The organism is Rothia sp. HMSC064D08, from assembly GCF_001809525.1.
Taxonomy (GTDB): Bacteria; Actinomycetota; Actinomycetes; order Actinomycetales; family Micrococcaceae; genus Rothia; species Rothia dentocariosa.
In genome coordinates this window covers 508,997-526,863 of record NZ_KV797895.1, presented here as the reverse complement: position 1 = coordinate 526,863, position 17,867 = coordinate 508,997, and the positions used below count along the sequence as shown (strand labels likewise).

Genomic DNA, 17,867 nt, shown 5'->3' with positions numbered 1-17,867 from the left:
TTTCAGAAATTCTTATGAATATGACGATATATGTCATACCCAGTCGTCATATGTCTGCGCTTATGCTAGTGCAGGCTGCCAATCGTGATAGGACCGGTGTATCCGGTGGTTTCAGAGCTGTCGGTAGGCACCTCGGTACCGTCAAGCTGCGCCATACGATCCAGCAAGAACCGGGTAGGTCCGGGTGCATACGGCAGGTGGTACATGGCGGCGGTGGTACTCGCATCATTCGGGTCAATAGTCGAATGGCGAATAGCGTAAATAGCCTTCTTCATGGTCTCCTGAAAACGTTCCACAAAGTCACGCTCTACGGGGTCGCCACAACCGGGCACATAGACGCGGTAACGATCAAGCTCAAGAAGCGCGCCTAGGGTCTCTACCCAACGATCGGGAAAAGAGTCCTCAAAGGATGGGTCGGTCCCCTGCTCCAGCAGACCGCCCGTAAAGAGCACATCGTCGATGCCCACCAAGATATCGCCCTCGGTATGGCCGGGACCCAAGTAGATGAGGGTTGCCGAGCGCTCCCCCAGATCAACCGGGGTAAAGGTAATGCCTTCCCCGCTTTGGGCAACCAGATGATTAGGCACCACGATATCGGTTGCCGCTCCCTGGTGGTGTGCCATCTCAGGTTCTAAGGTCTCCACATACAGGCGCTGCCTATCCCCGTATTTCTTGATAGCGCGCGCCGCCCGTGGGTGCGACCAAAACTCTTCGGTGCCCATAGCCGCAAAAACGTCGTTTCCGAAGTAACGCTCGGGGTGTGCGTGCGTATTGACGACGACGAGGGGCATACGGGTAATACGACGAACCTCATCATAAATTTCGGTTGCCTGTCGAGGTCCTGCACCGGTATCGATCACGAGTGCTTTCTCAAGACCGAGGATGAGTCCGGTATTTAGACAGTAATTATCGGTTGCAATACGATAAACACCGTCCGCTAGTTCAATCGTGGTTGCCATACTTCTAACGGTACTCGACTTTAGCGTCAGATACGGAATATTTTTATAAAGGTTTAATAACACACTTGCGAACGTTTATCACGAAGTTCCCTGTGGGGTTGTTATTATTTTGTTATTTTTTGCCGCATCCTATGGCGTGAGGCACTTTTAGAAGTACCGCTAGGATTAAAACCATGAGCTTACACAGCAGCACCGCCCAGGATTCGTTCGCAATGCACGCTCCTTCTTCACCAGGCGCAGGCAGGTACGCACCGTCCCCCTCTGGAGACCTGCATCTGGGTAATCTGCGCACCGCAATTCTCGCATGGCTTCTCGCACGACAAGAGGGGTTGCGCTTTGTGATGCGCATCGAAGACCTCGATCGCGTGCGCCCCGGTGCCGCCGAACAGCAGCTCGCCGACTTAAAATCTTTGGGGCTCGATTGGGATGCAACGCCCGGCGAAGACCCACAACGCCACGACCATGTTTTACGCCAGAGCACACGGCTTGCCGCCTACGATGCCGCCGTACAGAAGCTCCAGGATGCAGGGCTGCTCTACGAGTGCTATTGCACGCGCCGCGAGATTTTGGAGGCAACCTCGGCACCGCACGGTATCCCCGGCTCCTATCCGGGGACATGTCGCGGTCTGAGCGATGCCGAGCGTAAATCTCGCCGTGAGATACGTCCTCCCGCCCTGCGCTTGCGCGCCGAAATCAGCGAATTTACGGTACAGGATATGTTTGCTGGTGAGTACACGGGCGCCGTCGATGACGTGGTGGTTCGCCGCAACGACGGCACCTACGCCTACAACCTAGCCGTCGTGGTCGATGACCATTATCAGGGTGTAACCCAGGTGGTGCGCGGAGACGATTTATTATCTTCCGCTCCGCGCCAGGCATACTTGGCAGCACTCCTGGGGTATGACCTGCCCCTCTATGCCCACGTCCCCCTAGCCCTCAACACGGAAGGTAAGCGTCTAGCGAAACGCGACGGCGCGGTAACGCTGAGACAGCTTCGGGATGCAGGGTTTGCAGAGCCCGATATTTTGGAGTGGATTCGCGCCTCCATTCCCATTCCTGATGCCCCACAGTTCCCGAAGTCGGCGCAGGATTTTCTGGAATACTTCGATCCTAAAGCCATGAGTCCCAAGCCGTGGATCATTACAAATCCTTTAGATTTATAAGAAGCAAAAGCATCACCACACGCTACCCGTTCACGTTGTGGTCAAAGCAACCTCAAGAGCCGCGAATTTTCGGGGTCGTTTCGCCAAAATTTCCCACATAAAACCACGCTTTACCACGGCATACCTCGTATGGTGTGAATATATATTCAGCAGTATGCAAACACGCTGAATGTATTACGAGTTGGTAAATCCATTCCGAGCGGTTAGACTGTATCCCAAGCCACTCATAAAGTCATAGAGTTGCGCATAATTACACAGATAGTTACGTAACGAAATCCCAACCACTAGATAGGAATGAGAGATGACCGACGGTACGTTCCAAGTCATCGCACTGGCGATTTACTTCATCGCCATGATTGTGATTGGTCTGTGGGCAAACAGTAAAAACAACGACCTTGACGACTATGTGCTTGGAGGACGACAGCTCTCCCCCACCGTCGCGGCTCTCTCGGCAGGCGCCGCAGATATGTCCGGCTGGCTCCTGATGGGTTTGCCCGGCGCTGTCTATTTAGCTGGTCTTTCCAAATCATGGATTGCTATCGGTCTGACAATCGGCGCATGGGTTAACTGGAAATTCATCGCCCCCCGTCTGCGCAGCTACACCGAAGTCGCTGGCGATGCCGTGACCGTCCCCGTGTTCCTCAGCAACCGACTGCACGATAAATACAATATTCTGCGTATTTTTGCAGGCATTATTATCCTCGTCTTCTTCACCTTCTACGTCTCCTCCGGCATGGTTGCTGGCGGTAAATTCTTCGAGTCTTCCTTCCACCAGGATTACCTCACCGGTATGCTTCTCGTCGCCGGTATCACCATGTTCTACACTTTCTTCGGCGGCTTTATGGGTGCTTCCTACACCGATATGGTGCAGGGTCTTCTGATGCTCGCCGCATTGGTTGCCGTGCCGATCGTGGCTATTACCAATATGGGCGGACTCGACCACGTCACGGATGCCGTCGCCAACGTTCGCCCCGACGCCCTGGGACTTTTCGCGGGAACTACGTTCATCGGCATCGCATCGGCACTCGCCTGGGGCCTGGGATACTTCGGTCAGCCGCATATTATCGTGCGTTTCATGGCACTGCGCACCCCCGAGGATGCGAAAGCCGGGCGTCGCATCGGCATGAGCTGGATGCTCCTGACCGTGGTAGGCTCCATCAGCACGGCGTTCGTGGGTGTAGCCTACTTTGCAACCCACCCCGAAGTTTCTCTCACCGATAAGGAAAGTGCGGAGACAGTCTTCCTGGATCTCGCGCAGATTCTCTTCCACCCCTTTATCGCCGGTATGATCCTGGCTGCCGTACTTGCGGCTATTATGTCTACGCTCTCCTCGCAGCTAGTGGTCTGCTCCTCGGCTCTCGTGGAAGATCTTTACGGTGTCTTTGTGAAGAAGAAGCTCAGCTCAAACCAGTCACTCTGGCTTGGACGTGCAGGCGTAGCGATTGTGGCGGTCATCGCGACTCTCATGGCGCTCGATAAGAACAACTCGATTCTCTCGCTCGTGGAGTTCGCATGGGCAGGCTTTGGTTCGGCCTTCGGCCCAATCGTGATCCTCTCACTGTACTGGCGCAAGCTCACCCTACCAGGCGCGGTCTCGGGCATGGTCGTGGGTGCTGTCGTCACCTTCTTCTGGCGCCAGATCTTCAACCTCACCGAAACGGTCGATGTTTACGAGATGATCCCCGGGTTCTTCCTAGCCTTCCTGGTGACCGTCGTGGTCTCTCTGGCTACCTACCAGAAGAACGAGGAAATTGAGCAAGAGTTCGATAAGGCCGCAGAGCTCGCCAAGGCTGGCTAAGGTCTGAACTTCTGCTCACAGATTTGCCCCGACCCGCGCATTACGGATCGGGGCAAATTTTTAATATTTTCAGCTCTAGCCTCTGTCTAGGGACTAATTCACGCGGCTTTTAGAGCGTGCCCGCCATCAGTTCCTGGCACCATTTCTGGATCGGATGGCTCGCCTCCAGCAAGGCTCTGCGCAGGATACGGTATGTTTTTGCATCCGTAGCATCATCAACGTTGAAGAGTTCCTGCTCAATCTCGTAACGCGGCTCTCGCAGCTGGTCAAGGTGCTGCAATTCGTCCAGCGTCAGCACGCGCACCACCCCATAGTTGTACCCCGTGTGCTCGTTATTCTCGGGAACATACACGCTCCGGGCGAAAGAGGGGCTGTCCTCCTCGAAAATCGTGTTCTGAAAGTTCGTGGTGTCGAGATACGCTGAATCCTCAAGGTTGACGGGGCCGGCAAAATGCGAATCGGAGAAATCGACGGAATCGTTATAGATAGAATCCCCGAACGTGGCCTCCTGCAAATAGGTCGAGTGCCAGAACCATGCGCGACCGTAATAGACGCTCTTGCTCAGGTTCGCGCGCCCGCCGTAGGTGCACCGGTCAAGATCGGCGAAAGTTGCGTAGGTGCTCAAAAATAGGTCTGCGCCGCGCCTATAATCGCAGTTCCCCAGGCTTGCGTGACCCACGTAGGTGCAGCAGGCAAGATCGGCGTGCCCCTCGTAAATACTGTCGTTCAGGGCAGCCTCACCCCAGTACACGTTGTAACTCAGGCTGGCGTTGGCACGGTACACGGACTCGCTGAAATCGACGTTCCCGCGGTAGTTGCAGAAGCTCGCGTTAACCCCTCCGTTGTAGGTCGAAGCGCTGAAATCGGCCTCTGTGTAGTAGGCGGAGTTGCTGCAATCTAAATACCAGGTGTAGGTGGAACCCGAAAAATCGGCCTCCGCATAGTAGGTGCACCCGCGCAGGTTCAGACGCCCCTCCCATTGCGAGCGCCCAAAGCTAACCGGATAGAAGAACACGCTGCCCGAAAAATCGAAGGATAGACGGCTCCACGGTCCCGGTCCCTCGTAGCGGGGCATAACCCGCAGGTGAATGGTATCGAGAACGGTTTGGCGGAACCGCGCCTCAGCACGGAACTCGGCTTGTTCGGCGCGGAATCGTGCTTTTTTCTGGGAATCCCAGCGTTTCTTCGGTTCTCGGTTCAGCCGCATGTAGTCTTTATGCCTGGAGGCAGGCAGGAATGGGGCATAGATGCACGCGCAAAATGTATCGATAATAACCTGTGCCTCGGCAAGGCGCTGTTCTTCGGGGGTGCGCTCATCCGCAAGCCACTCATCGGCAAGACGCACCAAAGCGTTAAACCCTCCCACGCGCGTGGCAAATCCGCTCTCCCCTAAAAGCGCGGTCGCCGCCGCATACCGTTCATGCCGCATTGCATGAAGGTGGATGAGGGAATCATCGGGTGTTGCAGAAGTTCGCGACGTGTACTCTGACATATTCTTCTGTCCTTGGTGGCTGGGCGGGCATAAATAGGCTCTTCCAGCATCTTATAGCAGGAGTGGATGCGCAAGGAATATGAACGTGACATGTTTCGTCGTGTTTGCCACGATATCGGGTAAACACACGGCAAAACCCTTGAATATGGTGCCCAGGCCTGCAATATTTCTTCAAGGAATCAACGGGTTTTATCGGAAAAGTGTGTGTACGCTTTACATCTGCTTCGCGGTTTATCGCTTAAGGGTAACGGAAGTATCCTCTTGGGTCCGGAGCATGGGCGGGTTCATACTGCGTAAAATAGGGGGCATGACTGTTACGTTCCCTCCCCAGGTTTCCGATATTTTCAACCCGCAGCACTGGCGCATCGTTGACGGGTTTGAGGATTTTACCGACATCACCTACCACCGCCAGGTGCAGCGCGACGAGACGGGCGAAATCCTGCGCGACTTGCCGACCGTGCGCATTGCTTTTAACCGGCCCGAGGTGCGTAACGCCTTTCGCCCGCATACTGTGGACGAACTCTACCGGACGCTCGATCATGCCCGCATGACCTCTGATGTAGGCACTGTGCTTCTGACCGGGAACGGCCCCTCCCCCAAAGATGGCGGGTGGGCGTTCTGCTCGGGCGGCGACCAGCGCATCCGCGGGCGCGACGGCTACCACTACGCCAGCGGCGACACCGCCGAATCTATTGACCCCGCGCGTGCCGGGCGGCTGCATATTCTGGAGGTGCAGCGCCTGATCCGTACCATGCCCAAGGTCGTGATCGCTCTGGTCTCCGGATGGGCTGCGGGTGGCGGGCATTCCCTGCACGTGGTCGCGGACTTGACAATAGCCTCCGAAGAATACGGCAAGTTTAAACAGACCGATGCGACTGTTGGCTCTTTCGACGCGGGCTACGGTTCGGCGCTTTTGGCGCGGCAGGTTGGGCAGAAGTTTGCGCGCGAAATATTCTTCCTCGCCAAAGAGTACGATGCACAGCGCATGTACGAGATGGGTGCCGTTAATGATGTGGTGCCCCACGCAGAGTTGGAAAATAAGGGTCTGGAATACGCGGCTCATATTGCTCGGCAGTCTCCGCAGGCTATCCGTATGCTCAAGTACGCCTTCAACCTGCCCGATGACGGTATGCTCGGGCAGCAGGTTTTCGCGGGTGAAGCAACCCGCATGGCGTATATGACCGACGAGGCTGTCGAGGGGCGCGATGCGTTTCTACAAAAGCGTGACCCCGACTGGTCGAACTATCCCTACTATTTCTAGGGTTTCACACGTTGCAGAATAACCGTTCTATTGTGTCGGAAGGCCCTCGCATTCCCCGTAAGTCCCGGGTGGATAGCGGCGAGGCGGACTCCGCGATAGGCGCATTCCCCGGTTCACTCACGCCGCTTCCTGCCCCGCTCCAGGATGCGCTGCATCCGCACGCGGTCATCCTCAGCGCCGATGAACCCGCCGATCCGCAAGAGATTCTGCGCGACTTCGAGCGCTCTCTCACCGGGGACTTGCCGAACAATGCTCGCGATAATCAAGACCCGCGCGGGCGAATAGAAGACCCGGAGTCTATTGCCCTCGTGGTGGGCACCTCCGGGTCCACGGGTGCACCCAAACAGACGGCGTTAAGCGTACGGGCGTTGCGGGCATCCGCTCGGGCGACCGAGAGGTTTTTTGCGGACTACCCTTCGGCCGGTTCAGCTAAACCGCAGAGGGCTACTTCTGAGGTTCCTGCGCAATGGCTTCTCGCCCTGCCCGCGCATTATGTGGCGGGGGCTCAGGTTCTCGCCCGGTCGGTGCTCGCCGGAACGACGCCGGTAGTTGCTGCATCGGTTACCGACGGGGTTAGTTTCACACCCGAGGTCTTTCTGAATGCCGCCGAACGGCTCAGCTGCGCCCGCCGGTTCGTTTCTCTTGTGCCCACGCAGGTGCATAAGCTCCTAGAAGCCGCCGAAGCCAGCCCCGTGCTGGGGTCAGAGATTTACGATGCGCTTGGTCAGTTCACCGGCATCCTGCTTGGCGGTGCCCCGGCGAGCGCATCCCTGTTGGCGGCGGCGCGCGAGCTTGGGCTGAACGTGGTCACCACCTATGGCAGTGCAGAAACCGCTGGCGGGTGCGTCTATTCGGGGGTAGCACTGCCCGGGGTGCGGTTGCGTGTGGTTCCCGAAGACGCGGGTTTATTAGACAGTTCTGTGGCGGGCGACGCTGCGGATACCGAGCGGGGCGGCAGCGCTTTGGCAGGGGGATCCCCTAACACCGGGCGCGTTTGGCTTGGTGGTGAGCACCTTGCCAGCGGGTATATGGGCGATAGCGCGCGCACCGCATCGCATTTCTTCGTTGATGCCGACGGGTGCCGGTGGTACCGCACCGACGATTACGGCTCGCTCACATCCTCTGCCCCGAATGCGCCAGAGAACGAGGGCGCCCCGATGCTGAACATTGTAGGGCGCTCCGATGATGTGATTATTACCGGAGGAGTCAAGGTTTCCGCTCGGGCAGTTGCCGCCGTTCTTGAAAGCCATCCGGCGGTGCGTGAGGCTGCGGTTATGGGCATTCCCGATGCGCGCTGGGGCTCGGCGGTGGCTGCCGCGATCACCCTGCGGGGCGCATCCGGGGTGCAGAGTGCCCCCGATGCCTCCGGGGCTACATGCGATATACTGCGTGAGTTCTGCACCGACAAGCTGGGTGCGGCGGGTGCCCCCAAATTTCTGAGGATATTCGCCGATTTTCCGACCACGAGCACGGGCAAACCCGACCGGCGGGCTATATACAGTATGCTGTACAGAGAATACACAAATACGAGGGGCTAAAGACCCCGCCGAGCATCAGTTTTCGCACGCTCGCTATCGGAGGGATCACCGTGGCAACACCCGCAGAGTGGATTGAAGGCGCACGCCTGCGCACCTTACCGCTTGCCCTCGCCCCTATCATCGCTGGATCAGCCGCAGCGTACGAGATTGATGCTTTCAAGCCCTGGTATGCGTTTTTAGCGTTTTTGGTCGCGTTTTTTCTACAGGTCGGGGTGAATTACGCAAACGATTATTCCGACGGTATCAAAGGCACCGATGAGGGCAGGGTTGGCCCGATGCGCCTCGTCGGTTCCGGCGCGGCAAGCGCGAAATCTGTCAAATACGCCGCGTTTTTGTGCTTTGGCCTAGCCATGTGTTCCGGTTTGATTCTGGTGGCGTTGGCAAACCAGTGGTGGTTCTTGGCGATTGGCGCCTCCGCGGTCTTCGCCGCTTGGGGGTATACCGGCGGTAAGCACCCTTACGGTTATATGGGTTTGGGCGATATTTTCGTGTTTGTCTACTTCGGACTGGTCGCCACCTTAGGTACCCTCTATACGCAGTCTCATGAGCTGACGGTGACCGGGTGGGTGTCTGCGATAGCTATCGGACTTATTTCCTGCGCTCTGCTCATGGCAAATAACGTGCGCGATATTCCGACCGACCGTAAATCCGGTAAGCTTACGCTGGCGGTGCGGCTTGGGGATTGGCGAGCGCGCATCGCCTATTGTGCTGAAATGCTGATAGCGCTTCTCTTAGGGGCTTTTGTGGTTCCGCATAATCCCTGGTTTTTGGTAACTTTTATTCTTCTAGGACCCACCGTTCATTCTTGCGTAACGGTTTTGTTTAAACAGGGACCGGCGCTTATACCAGTACTCAAACAAGCAGGAATTGTGGCACTAATCTATAGTATTTTAGTTGCTATTTCAGTATGGCTACATGGATTAAATCTATTGAGTAATACCGTTGAGGTTTTCACAGGGTATTAAGAATACGCACCACTTTACCGAAAACGCCCTGAACTCTGTTTTTACCGCGTATTCCCGCCATCCTACCAGCATCCCCCTCATACCAAAAAGGCTCTTTATGCGAATAAAGCAAGTTTTCTAACGTTTCATTCACATAAAGATTCTCTTTATACCCACAGGGAATGTGGGATGCTGCGGACGGATCTCACATGTTCCCACATCGTGAGTTTTTCATGACATAATCTATACCTTTTCTGCATGTCATATTGACATTTGAAAAAATCTTTATTTACATTAATAGTAATTTCAAGTGTTGACATATCATTCACTCAATTACATAGCGACTCTTGAATCACCACTCTACCCACCTGAAAGGACACTTTCGTGCGCCATTCACTTCAGGGTGCCGTGCAGCGTGCACCCTTTTTTCTTGCAGCATCTTTGCTTGTTTCTACAAGTTTTATCCCCGCGAATGCGGTCTCTACCCCTAACGACTCCGCATCGTACACCCACACCGTCTCTGAGAGAAGCGACGATTCCGCTTCCGCAGTAGCACCTCTCAGCGACGACGTTCTTAACGCCGATCCCCAGGCATCGGTTGTGGCAGGTCAGGAAGGCGAGAACCCGGGGGCTATTCCCGAGGGAGACCCACGAGTCATTACCTACTGGACGACCGAGCGTATGGAAAACGCTATTCCTGCAGATAACGTAGAGGATCCCCAGCAGGAGATCAACAATGCCGTCTCTCAGATGGAGACTGAAGAGCAGAATCCCGAGACCGTTTCTCAGGAGGAAACCAACGAGTCCGGTGAGGAATACACCCCGCAGACTCTCACTCAGGAAGCTGACGAGCCTGAAACCACCGCTGAGTCTGTAGACCCCGTTCTGCCCGAACAGAAGGACGCACGCAATGGTGTGCAGCTTCAGGGTGCATCCAAGGTAACGAACTTCTCGCACACCAACGGCAAGATTTTCTACACCGACGCCAGTGACGGTAAAAACTATGTATGCTCCGGTGCTGCGATCAACACTCCCACCAAGCGTACCGTGGTAACTGCCGGTCACTGCGTGCACGGTGGTAAGAATAAGACCTGGCACCGTAACATCGTGTTCGTTCCCGGCTACAACCGGGGCGTGCGCCCGCATGGCACCTTCAGCGCGCAGTACCTGCGTGTTGCCAACGACTGGGTTCAGTACGGTCAGCCTACGGGCGGTACCGGCGACAGCTACAAGCACGACGTTGCTTTCATCAAGACCAACACCAACGAGAAGGGGCAGCTCCTCGTGAATATGGTAGGCGGGCACGGTTTGAATGTGGATCGCAGCCCCATCTTCGAGAGCACCGTCTTCGCATACCCCGGCAACAAAGAGTCCGGTAGGGTTATGCACGCCTGCTGGGGCAACACCCACACGATCCGCATTACTCCCTACTACTTCCCCACTCTTTCGGGATGCGAGTTCGCGGGCGGATCCTCAGGTGGCCCGTGGCTTGCCGACTACAATAATGCGACCGGCCTGGGTAAGGTCCAGAGCGTAACCTCATTCGCAACCAATAACAATACGTCCGTCTCGGGTGCGATCTTCGACCGCCCCGTCTGGGACATCTACCAGAAGGCAGCTCAAGACTAAGAGTTGCCGCGAACAGGCAGTTTTTGGCCGAGCAGGTAGGAAAATATTACCTGCTCGGATCGAAAACGACCTGCTCGCCACCTGATACACATAAGATGCGGCATCCCGCGCCCCTGCCACCGCCGGGTGGATTTGGGACTGGGGTGCCGCATCTTTGTTCTATGTAGGCAGATTTAGCGCTGATGGGAGAATATCTTAGAAGTCTTCGCCCGAAACCTTCTTATGCTCATCGACGAGCTGATCTTCGAGCGTGCGGTTCTCCGCTTCATCTTTGTTTTTAATGGTGGGGGCGCGTTTGAAAATTTTACGCATATCCGCACTGGCGGCGGCGTGAAGTTTGGGAAAGAAAATATACGCCAGGGCGAAGGCGCATAGAATAGCGGCGGGACCAGCAATAAAAATACCCGCATCTATCAGCATAAAAAGGTAAAAGAGTACTACGACGAGGCCGAGCCGCAGCAGTGTGTACTTGAACAAGTTCATAACATCCAGTGTATCGGTGTTGCAATAAGCCCCCAAGCAAACGAGATGCGGCACGCCGGGAACGTCACAGATTATTTGACAGTTTTCATTGTTGGTTATGCTCAGAGTGTGTAACACTAGAGACTATGATTCGAGCCATGATGATTATTGGTGCTTTCGCCCTGGTGGTGGGGCTAACCCTATATACTCTCTTGGATGCGCTGCGTACGCATCAGGACCAGATGCGTACCTTCCCCAAATGGCTGTGGATTATTGCGGTGATCTTCTTCCCCGTCGTGGGACCTCTCCTGTGGCTTCTGCTGGGCCGCCCGCGCACCGTGCGAACCCCTAAAATGCAGCAGGGCGGCGGGTTCACAAGCTCCCGGCGAGGCACACCGCCACCGGCGACATCTTCACCCGACGACGATGAAGAGTACCTGCGCTGGCTCAAGACGAAGGCCGACCGTCAGCGCCGATCCCGCGAAAAGGATGCGGGCACCGGACCCGCGGACAACGGCACAAGTGAACGTCCTGACGGCGAGAGCAACGAGTCGGATGGAAAAGACGACTCTAAACACTAAGACACGGGGCACTAGAGATTTTTCATAAATATTGTGGGCGGTATTAAACACTCGGTAGGTGTTTAACCGCCCACAATACATTAATCACACAGATAAAACTGCTCTCAAGAAATACCACGTTATAAACATATTCAACTCACGGTATTCTCCACTCGGCACATAACCGGTAAAGATCGGCTACCGGCAGCCGTCGAGAGCCGTTATCTCAAGCCTGTGGACCGCTAATTGACATCCCGAAGATGATAATCACGCACCAGAGTACTTTTTGCCGCATCATAATCGGCGAAATACCCAATGCATGAATTACCCTCGGTTTCACGCCCCAGATTACAACCCCGAATATGAATGCAAACCCGAGAAGAAAATATTCACAACCGTGAAATTAAAGATAATGCATGCATAGCCGATAATAGACAGCCATGCCGAGCGGGGGCCTGCCCAGCCGCGAGTCGCGCGTGCATGCAGATACGCCGCATATACCACCCAGATCACGAAGGTCCACACCTCTTTGGTGTCCCAGCCCCAGTAGCGTCCCCACGCGTGATTCGCCCAAATCGCACCGGCGGCAAGCGTAAACGTCCACATCACAAACGCCAGCGCGTTCATGCGGAACGCAAAATTCTCTAGAGCCTGGGCGCTCGGAACCAAGCGCATAAACGCCCATCCGCCCGATTTCCCGTTCAGGATGCGCTGCTCGCGCCTGGTCTGCACCAGCTGCAGTACAGCCATCGCGAAGGTAATCGTAAACACCCCGGATGCTAACACCGCGATCGATACGTGAATTACCAGCCAATAGCTTTGCAGCGCGGGCTTCAAATGCCCTACCGGCGTGGGGAAACCAATTGTGGCGGCGCACAGCATAATGAGCACAAGCCCAGACACCAGCGTGCCCACGAAGCGCACATCGCGGAATATGAGGGTTATCAGAAACACCGCAGACACCATGAGCGCGCCCGTGGTGCAGAACTCGTACATGTTTCCCCAGGGCACGCGCTGAGCCGCGATACCGCGCATTATCACGGCGGCGGTGTGCACGAGAGCGGCAAGCACCATCACAACCACGGCGATGCGCGCGGCGGGGCGGCGAACGCCCGTGTACAGCATCGCAGAATCGGCAACCTCGCCTTCGAGAGCCCGTGCGGCAGCACCCTTATATCCCATGCCGCGTTCGCCGGTGCCCTGTTCGGTGCCGCCCGTGCGAACCGTATCCGCAGCGGTATTCGCCGTCGCGGATGCGCCAGAAACAGCGCCCGCACCAACCTTTATCTTCGCCTTGACGGTGGGTTTCTGTGCGGCACCCTCAGAGCGCCCTTCCAGACGCCGGGTCACGCGCGAGTTGGCCACCACATCGGAGGTGAACGCAATAAAAACGACGGTGTAAATCAGCGCCGCAATGTACATAAATAGTTCGCTGGAGCGCGCTAATGAGTCGTTCAGCATCGGCTACTTACCCTCGTTTTCATCATGGTTATCATCATCAAATTCTAGCCCCCAAGCGGCGGCGAAAGCATCGGTGAGGCGTTCGGCCTCGTTCGCAAGGCGCGGGTCTTCCCCGCGTGCCAGCAGACCGTATTCGACCACAAGCACGCCATCGGCGGTGTGGGCACGCACCCACACGCGGCGGCGCGCCACGAAAAGCGAGACGATAAGCCCGGCGAACGCAACCACAAAGGAGTACAGAACAATATTCTGCCCGGGGTCGTGGCGCACATCCAGACCGACATAGCGTTTATACCCCAAAAACTCGATCTTTCCCTTGTTATCGGGCAGCACAGCTTCGGGGTTCTGCGCGCTCAGTACAATGCCGTTGCCCTGTGCCATGGAGTTCAGCTCTTGCAGTTTAGAGGTATCGAGCACGTACACATTCTGCGGCTGCCCCGAGTTGAGCCCCAGATCGCCCGAATAGGACTGGAAAATCAGCATGGGGTTTGCGGGAGCGGAATCTACCGAGTGGGGTACGGTAGTGCCGCGCGCATAGTCGCCGGTAGGCAGGAACATGCCCACAAAACCTAGCTGGCTAGGTTTGGCGTCCGGAACCTTGAGCACCACCGATGAGGTGTATTTACCGTCCGTAGTAATTCCCACCACGGTGCCCTCATAGGCGACTTTACCTTCGCCGTCCGTCACTCGCACCACGGGCGCATAGCCGTTGCCCGAGAGGAAAATGCTGGTACCGCCAATATCGACCGGTTCGTTCACCTTGAGGGTCTTCTGCTCGGTTCCGCCCTGCGGGTCATGCACCGTCAGCTCAGCCTTGTAGTCAAGATCTTGCCCGTAGGTGTGGCTGTCTTGCTGGCGATCGTAGCGCACCTGAAAATTATTGAGCGTCACCGCATACGGAGTAAGCCAGTCGGGGTTGTAGTTCGTGCCGGGGGTAAACGAATCGTAGCCAATCAGCGAATTGACGAAAGTTTCATCCTGAACCAGAATTTTTTGTCCGCGGTATCCATAGAGCGAACCGAAGGCGACCCCTACTAGAATGCCAATCATCGCCACGTGAAAGAGAATATTGCCGATTTCGCGCAGATACCCTCGCTCGGCACCGACCGAGTAATGGTCGTTCTCTTCGTCCCGAATTTCAACTCGGTAGTGGCTCTTTTTCAGGATGCGCGCCGCATCTTCAATCGCACCCTTGGCGCTCAGGTTCAGCCCGGCATCCGCCACGGGAATCTCAAGCTGACGGTGCACCGGCATACGGGAAAGGTTTCTGGGGGTGCGTGCCGGGGGCTTACGCCAGTCTTTCGCGTGTTTGATGGCGCGCGGGGTTACGCATCCGATCAGCGAAATAAACAGCAGCAGATAGATAGCGGAGAACCACGCCGAGGAGAACACATCGAAAAGCTGAATTTTATCGGCAAATTCGCCCCAGCCGGGATGGTTCTTAATGTAATCGGTAACCTTGGTAGGGTCTTGGACACGCTGCGGAAAGATCGAGCCAGGCACCGCTGCAACCGCCAGCAAAAGCAGAAGCATGAGCGCCGTGTTCATTTTGGTCAGCTGAGTCCAGCACCAGCGAAGCATACCCACGAACCCGAGGGCTGGCGCATCCTTGCGCGCTGGTTTACCGGTTTTCTCGGTCTTCTCGGATGCGTTCACGGCACGCCCGGCATCTGCGGTTTTGCCCGCCTTGCGGTTTGCGGTGTTTGCATCCTTTGCCTCTGTTGAAGTGTTTTCATCATCGCTGTGTTCGGAAACCATGACAGCCCTCCTTTCTTAGATCGGTAGTTCGTAGGCGGGTAATGCCGCCTGTATCCATGACATCAGCTCGGTCCACAGCCCCGTCATGAGCAGTACCCCGATCAGGATAAGTACGGCACCGCCCACCCGCTGTATGCCCAGGCGATGTTTTCGCGCCCACGCCAGGGTGCTCACTCCCCTGCCCATGCCCCATGCCACGAGCAGAAAGGGAACGCCCAGACCCAGACAGTATGCGAGAGTCAGAACGACTGCCTTGCCGGTGCCGGAACCGCCCGTATATACGAGGGTCTGCACGGCCGCGAAGGTCGGCCCGATGCAGGGTGCCCATCCCAACCCGAAGGTTATGCCCAGAATCGGTGCACCCCACAACCCGGTGATCGGGCGGCGATGCAGGCGTTTATCGGTCTGAAAGATCGAGAGCCCGCCCAGAAATACGACTCCCATAAGCACAACCAGCGCGCCCAGAATTATCGTGACCCAGGACTGCCCCTTGAGCCAGGGTGCGGCACCGAGCTGGGCGAGGACAACCGAGAGAAGCACGAAAATAGCGGAGAATCCCGCGATAAACAGGGCAACTCCGGCGAGTAACCGCCAGGTGGCTTTGCGCCGAGTTACAGCATACTCATTCGGTGCCTGAGCTTTACTCTCTGCTGTTATGGGCGCAGAAGCGCTGTGATTGTCTATTACATCCTGTGTTTGAGGCACCGTTGGCGCTACGTGCCGCGCCGCCGCCGGGTTCACGAGGGCGAAAGTTTTCGTATCCACGGGCTCCGTTACATGCCCGTCAGCTTGTGATGCGCCCGTTGCCGGTATATTCGCCCCGGCCAGTCCCGCAACATATCCCAAATAGCCTGGAACCAGGGGCAGCACGCACGGAGAAGCAAAAGAAATAAACCCCGCGAGCGCGGCAAGTGGTACCGACAGCCACAGCGAGCCGTCTAGCACGGTCGAGCTGATGCTCGCCACGGGGAGCACCCCTGCCCCGGCGATAGCGATGAGCGGCTGAACGGGCGTGTGCGGCACGCTAGGCACCCTTCGTCACGGTCTCGACAAGGGTTTTCAGGATGGACGGATTAGCCTGCCCCAACACGCGGGATGCCACGCGCCCCTTCTCGTCCAGGATCACGGTGGTGGGCACCGCCTGCGCGGGTACGTATTTGCTGAGCGAGAGAAGAACCTTGCCCGTAACGTCTTTGAAGGAGGGGTATGTGACGTTGAAGCTGCGCTCGAAGGCTTCTGCCGTGTTCTTCTCGTCACGCACGTTCACGCCGTAAAAGGCGATTTTATCTTTGAATTCTTCGGAGAGTTTCTGCAGGTCGGGCGCTTCGGCGCGGCAGGGGGCGCATCCGGCGTACCAGAAGTTCAGCAGTACCGGTTTACCGCGCAGGGATTCGGCGGTTACGGTTTTTCCGTCGAAGAGTTCGCCGGTGAAGGCGACAGGGTCACCGCGTTCGGCTTCCTGGTATTCGGTGACGGAACCATCGCCCGCGATATAGCCTTTGTTATCACCCGAATTCGCCTGTTTCGCCAGGGAATCATCGCTGGATGAGCACGCCGAGAGGAGCACGGCACCTGCGGCAGTAGCGCAAATACCCGCGCCCGTGTGCAGAAGCGCGCGGCGAGTGAGTGGGGTATTTGGCGTCGTGGGTTTTGGCATAGGGTTCATGCTTTCCTTCCGTGCCAGCTGGCGGCGGCATCGGTGTGTGCGAAGGCCTGCGTTCTTAAACTATAGGAGACTAGCTTCCGGGAAGCTGAGTCACGCCGCCGTACAAGGGCGAGGCGGGTTCGGAGTATCCGCTCACCTGCGGCATTTCGTGGTCAAAATCCGTGCTCTTAAAGTCGAGGGAGGTGATCGAGGCAAGGTTACACTGGCGTGTGCGCGGGTCATGCTGCAGCAAGCGGCCTTCTAACCCCAGACGGGTGACCCAGATGGGCAGCTGATGCGAGACAATAATCGCTTGTGCGCCTTCGCCGCCTTTGTCGTAGGCGGCGCGTGCCGCATCCTGAATAGCGGATGCCATGCGTTTTACCTGGTCAAGGTATGGTTCCCCCCAGGATGGGCGCAGCGGGTTGTAGAGTTTGCCCCAGTGTTTACGATTGCGCAGAAGGCCCTGCCTGGTCACGTGCTCGCCCTCAAAATAGTTATCGGCTTCGATAACCCGCTGATCCGCATGTGCCTCCAGACCCAGCAGCTCGGTGATTGGCGCGGCAGATTCGCGGGTGCGCAGCAAGGGTGAGCACACCAGATGCACAATCTTGGCACCGTCCTGCGCGCGCTGAGCAAATTCTTGGGCGCTCATGCGCACCATGTGCTGCCCCTTCTCGGAGAGAGCGTAGTGCGGCAGACGGCCGTAGACAATGCGTTCGGGGTTGTGAACTTCGCCGTGGCGCATCAGGTGAACCGTAACCGTGGGCTGAGTAGTCATTCTCTCAGTTTCTCAGACTTTCGGCGCTACCCCAAAATATATTGCGAAGTGTCCGGTTAGCGGGCAAGTTTCTTGTCGAGAATCTTGCGCATGCGTTTGGGGTTAATACGCCAAAAATCCTTCGCTTCGCCGTCGATGCGCAGCACCGGAATTTCGGTCTCGTGGCGTTTGAGCAGATCCGGGTTATCGGTGATATCGAGCTCGGTATAGTCCAGACCGTACTCGGCGCAGATTTCGCTTACGGTTAGGCGCGCATCCTCGCAGAGATGGCATCCGGGACGGGTCAGAAGTTCGATGACAGGTTCAGGCATAGTTCCCAGTGTATACCCGTGCAGCTTCTTGAGGTTCTGCCGCGCGATCTTGTGCGCCCACGTCTGCACGCGATATATGTCTGATACGTTATATTCCCCCCCCCC

The 17,867-nt window shown here is 56.6% G+C and carries 16 protein-coding genes; 7 read left to right on the top strand and 9 right to left on the bottom strand.

Translation table 11 applies throughout. The annotated features are described in order from the left end of the window. Positions 1–65 precede the first annotated feature (65 nt). Positions 66–959, bottom strand: a complete 894-nt coding sequence (locus HMPREF2625_RS04565) for an MBL fold metallo-hydrolase (RefSeq protein ID WP_013397713.1) — start codon at positions 957–959, stop codon at positions 66–68. 173 nt (positions 960–1,132) lie between these two features. Here HMPREF2625_RS04565 and gluQRS point away from each other — a divergent pair, with 173 nt between their 5' ends. Together gluQRS and putP are read left to right on the top strand one after the other, a co-directional pair. Continuing rightward, positions 1,133–2,122, top strand: coding sequence for a tRNA glutamyl-Q(34) synthetase GluQRS (gene gluQRS, locus HMPREF2625_RS04560; RefSeq protein WP_246826670.1), 990 nt, complete (start codon positions 1,133–1,135; stop codon positions 2,120–2,122). A gap of 301 nt (positions 2,123–2,423) precedes the next feature. Beyond that, positions 2,424–3,920: a sodium/proline symporter PutP gene (putP, locus tag HMPREF2625_RS04555; RefSeq protein WP_070522240.1), complete on the top strand. Its 1,497-nt coding sequence runs from the start codon at positions 2,424–2,426 to the stop codon at positions 3,918–3,920. A gap of 109 nt (positions 3,921–4,029) precedes the next feature. On the opposite strand, the gene HMPREF2625_RS04550 is transcribed toward putP, so the two are convergent. Next, positions 4,030–5,412: a hypothetical protein gene (locus HMPREF2625_RS04550; RefSeq protein ID WP_049775416.1), complete on the bottom strand. Its 1,383-nt coding sequence runs from the start codon at positions 5,410–5,412 to the stop codon at positions 4,030–4,032. A 307-nt stretch (positions 5,413–5,719) separates the two neighbouring features. Between HMPREF2625_RS04550 and HMPREF2625_RS04545 the strand changes: the two genes are divergently transcribed. The 4 genes from HMPREF2625_RS04545 to HMPREF2625_RS04530 all read left to right on the top strand — a co-directional run bounded on the left by HMPREF2625_RS04545 (position 5,720) and on the right by HMPREF2625_RS04530 (position 10,784). Continuing rightward, positions 5,720–6,673, top strand: a complete 954-nt coding sequence (locus tag HMPREF2625_RS04545) for a 1,4-dihydroxy-2-naphthoyl-CoA synthase (RefSeq protein ID WP_070522673.1) — start codon at positions 5,720–5,722, stop codon at positions 6,671–6,673. 32 nt (positions 6,674–6,705) lie between these two features. Next, entirely contained in the window at positions 6,706–8,211 is a 1,506-nt protein-coding gene (locus HMPREF2625_RS04540) for an AMP-binding protein (RefSeq protein ID WP_246826668.1), read from the top strand. Positions 8,212–8,261: 50 nt separating this feature from the next. After that, the gene (locus HMPREF2625_RS04535; RefSeq protein WP_070522238.1) at positions 8,262–9,176 is read left to right on the top strand and encodes a 1,4-dihydroxy-2-naphthoate polyprenyltransferase; all 915 of its coding nucleotides are present in this window, start codon (positions 8,262–8,264) and stop codon (positions 9,174–9,176) included. A 363-nt stretch (positions 9,177–9,539) separates the two neighbouring features. Further along, positions 9,540–10,784: a trypsin-like serine peptidase gene (locus HMPREF2625_RS04530; RefSeq protein ID WP_070522236.1), complete on the top strand. Its 1,245-nt coding sequence runs from the start codon at positions 9,540–9,542 to the stop codon at positions 10,782–10,784. Positions 10,785–10,979: 195 nt separating this feature from the next. On the opposite strand, the gene HMPREF2625_RS04525 is transcribed toward HMPREF2625_RS04530, so the two are convergent. Further along, positions 10,980–11,267 (bottom strand): DUF4229 domain-containing protein, encoded by a 288-nt coding sequence (locus HMPREF2625_RS04525; protein WP_004005418.1) that lies wholly within the window; start codon positions 11,265–11,267, stop codon positions 10,980–10,982. 137 nt (positions 11,268–11,404) lie between these two features. On the opposite strand from HMPREF2625_RS04525, the gene HMPREF2625_RS04520 reads away from it, so the two are divergent. Further along, entirely contained in the window at positions 11,405–11,827 is a 423-nt protein-coding gene (locus HMPREF2625_RS04520; RefSeq protein WP_246826667.1) for a PLD nuclease N-terminal domain-containing protein, read from the top strand. Between the two features lie 327 nt (positions 11,828–12,154). On the opposite strand, the gene ccsB is transcribed toward HMPREF2625_RS04520, so the two are convergent. From ccsB to HMPREF2625_RS04490, 6 genes are all read right to left on the bottom strand, one after another. Then, complete coding sequence (gene ccsB / locus HMPREF2625_RS04515; RefSeq protein WP_070522230.1) at positions 12,155–13,267, bottom strand: c-type cytochrome biogenesis protein CcsB; 1,113 nt, start codon at positions 13,265–13,267, stop codon at positions 12,155–12,157. Positions 13,268–13,270: 3 nt separating this feature from the next. Then, the gene (locus HMPREF2625_RS04510) at positions 13,271–15,025 is read right to left on the bottom strand and encodes a cytochrome c biogenesis protein ResB (RefSeq protein ID WP_246826665.1); all 1,755 of its coding nucleotides are present in this window, start codon (positions 15,023–15,025) and stop codon (positions 13,271–13,273) included. Positions 15,026–15,040: 15 nt separating this feature from the next. After that, positions 15,041–16,057, bottom strand: coding sequence for a cytochrome c biogenesis CcdA family protein (locus tag HMPREF2625_RS04505; protein WP_070522227.1), 1,017 nt, complete (start codon positions 16,055–16,057; stop codon positions 15,041–15,043). After that, positions 16,050–16,691 carry a TlpA family protein disulfide reductase gene (locus tag HMPREF2625_RS04500; RefSeq protein ID WP_013397728.1) on the bottom strand — a complete coding sequence of 214 codons (642 nt, stop codon included), beginning with the start codon at positions 16,689–16,691 and terminating at the stop codon, positions 16,050–16,052. Before HMPREF2625_RS04500 ends, HMPREF2625_RS04505 begins: the two co-directional genes overlap by 8 nt. Before the next feature lie 70 nt (positions 16,692–16,761). Further along, the gene (locus HMPREF2625_RS04495) at positions 16,762–17,451 is read right to left on the bottom strand and encodes a histidine phosphatase family protein (RefSeq protein WP_070522224.1); all 690 of its coding nucleotides are present in this window, start codon (positions 17,449–17,451) and stop codon (positions 16,762–16,764) included. A gap of 56 nt (positions 17,452–17,507) precedes the next feature. Beyond that, positions 17,508–17,867, bottom strand: a 360-nt coding sequence (locus HMPREF2625_RS04490) for a glutaredoxin family protein (RefSeq protein WP_246826663.1), incomplete at its 5' end; no start/stop codon positions are given.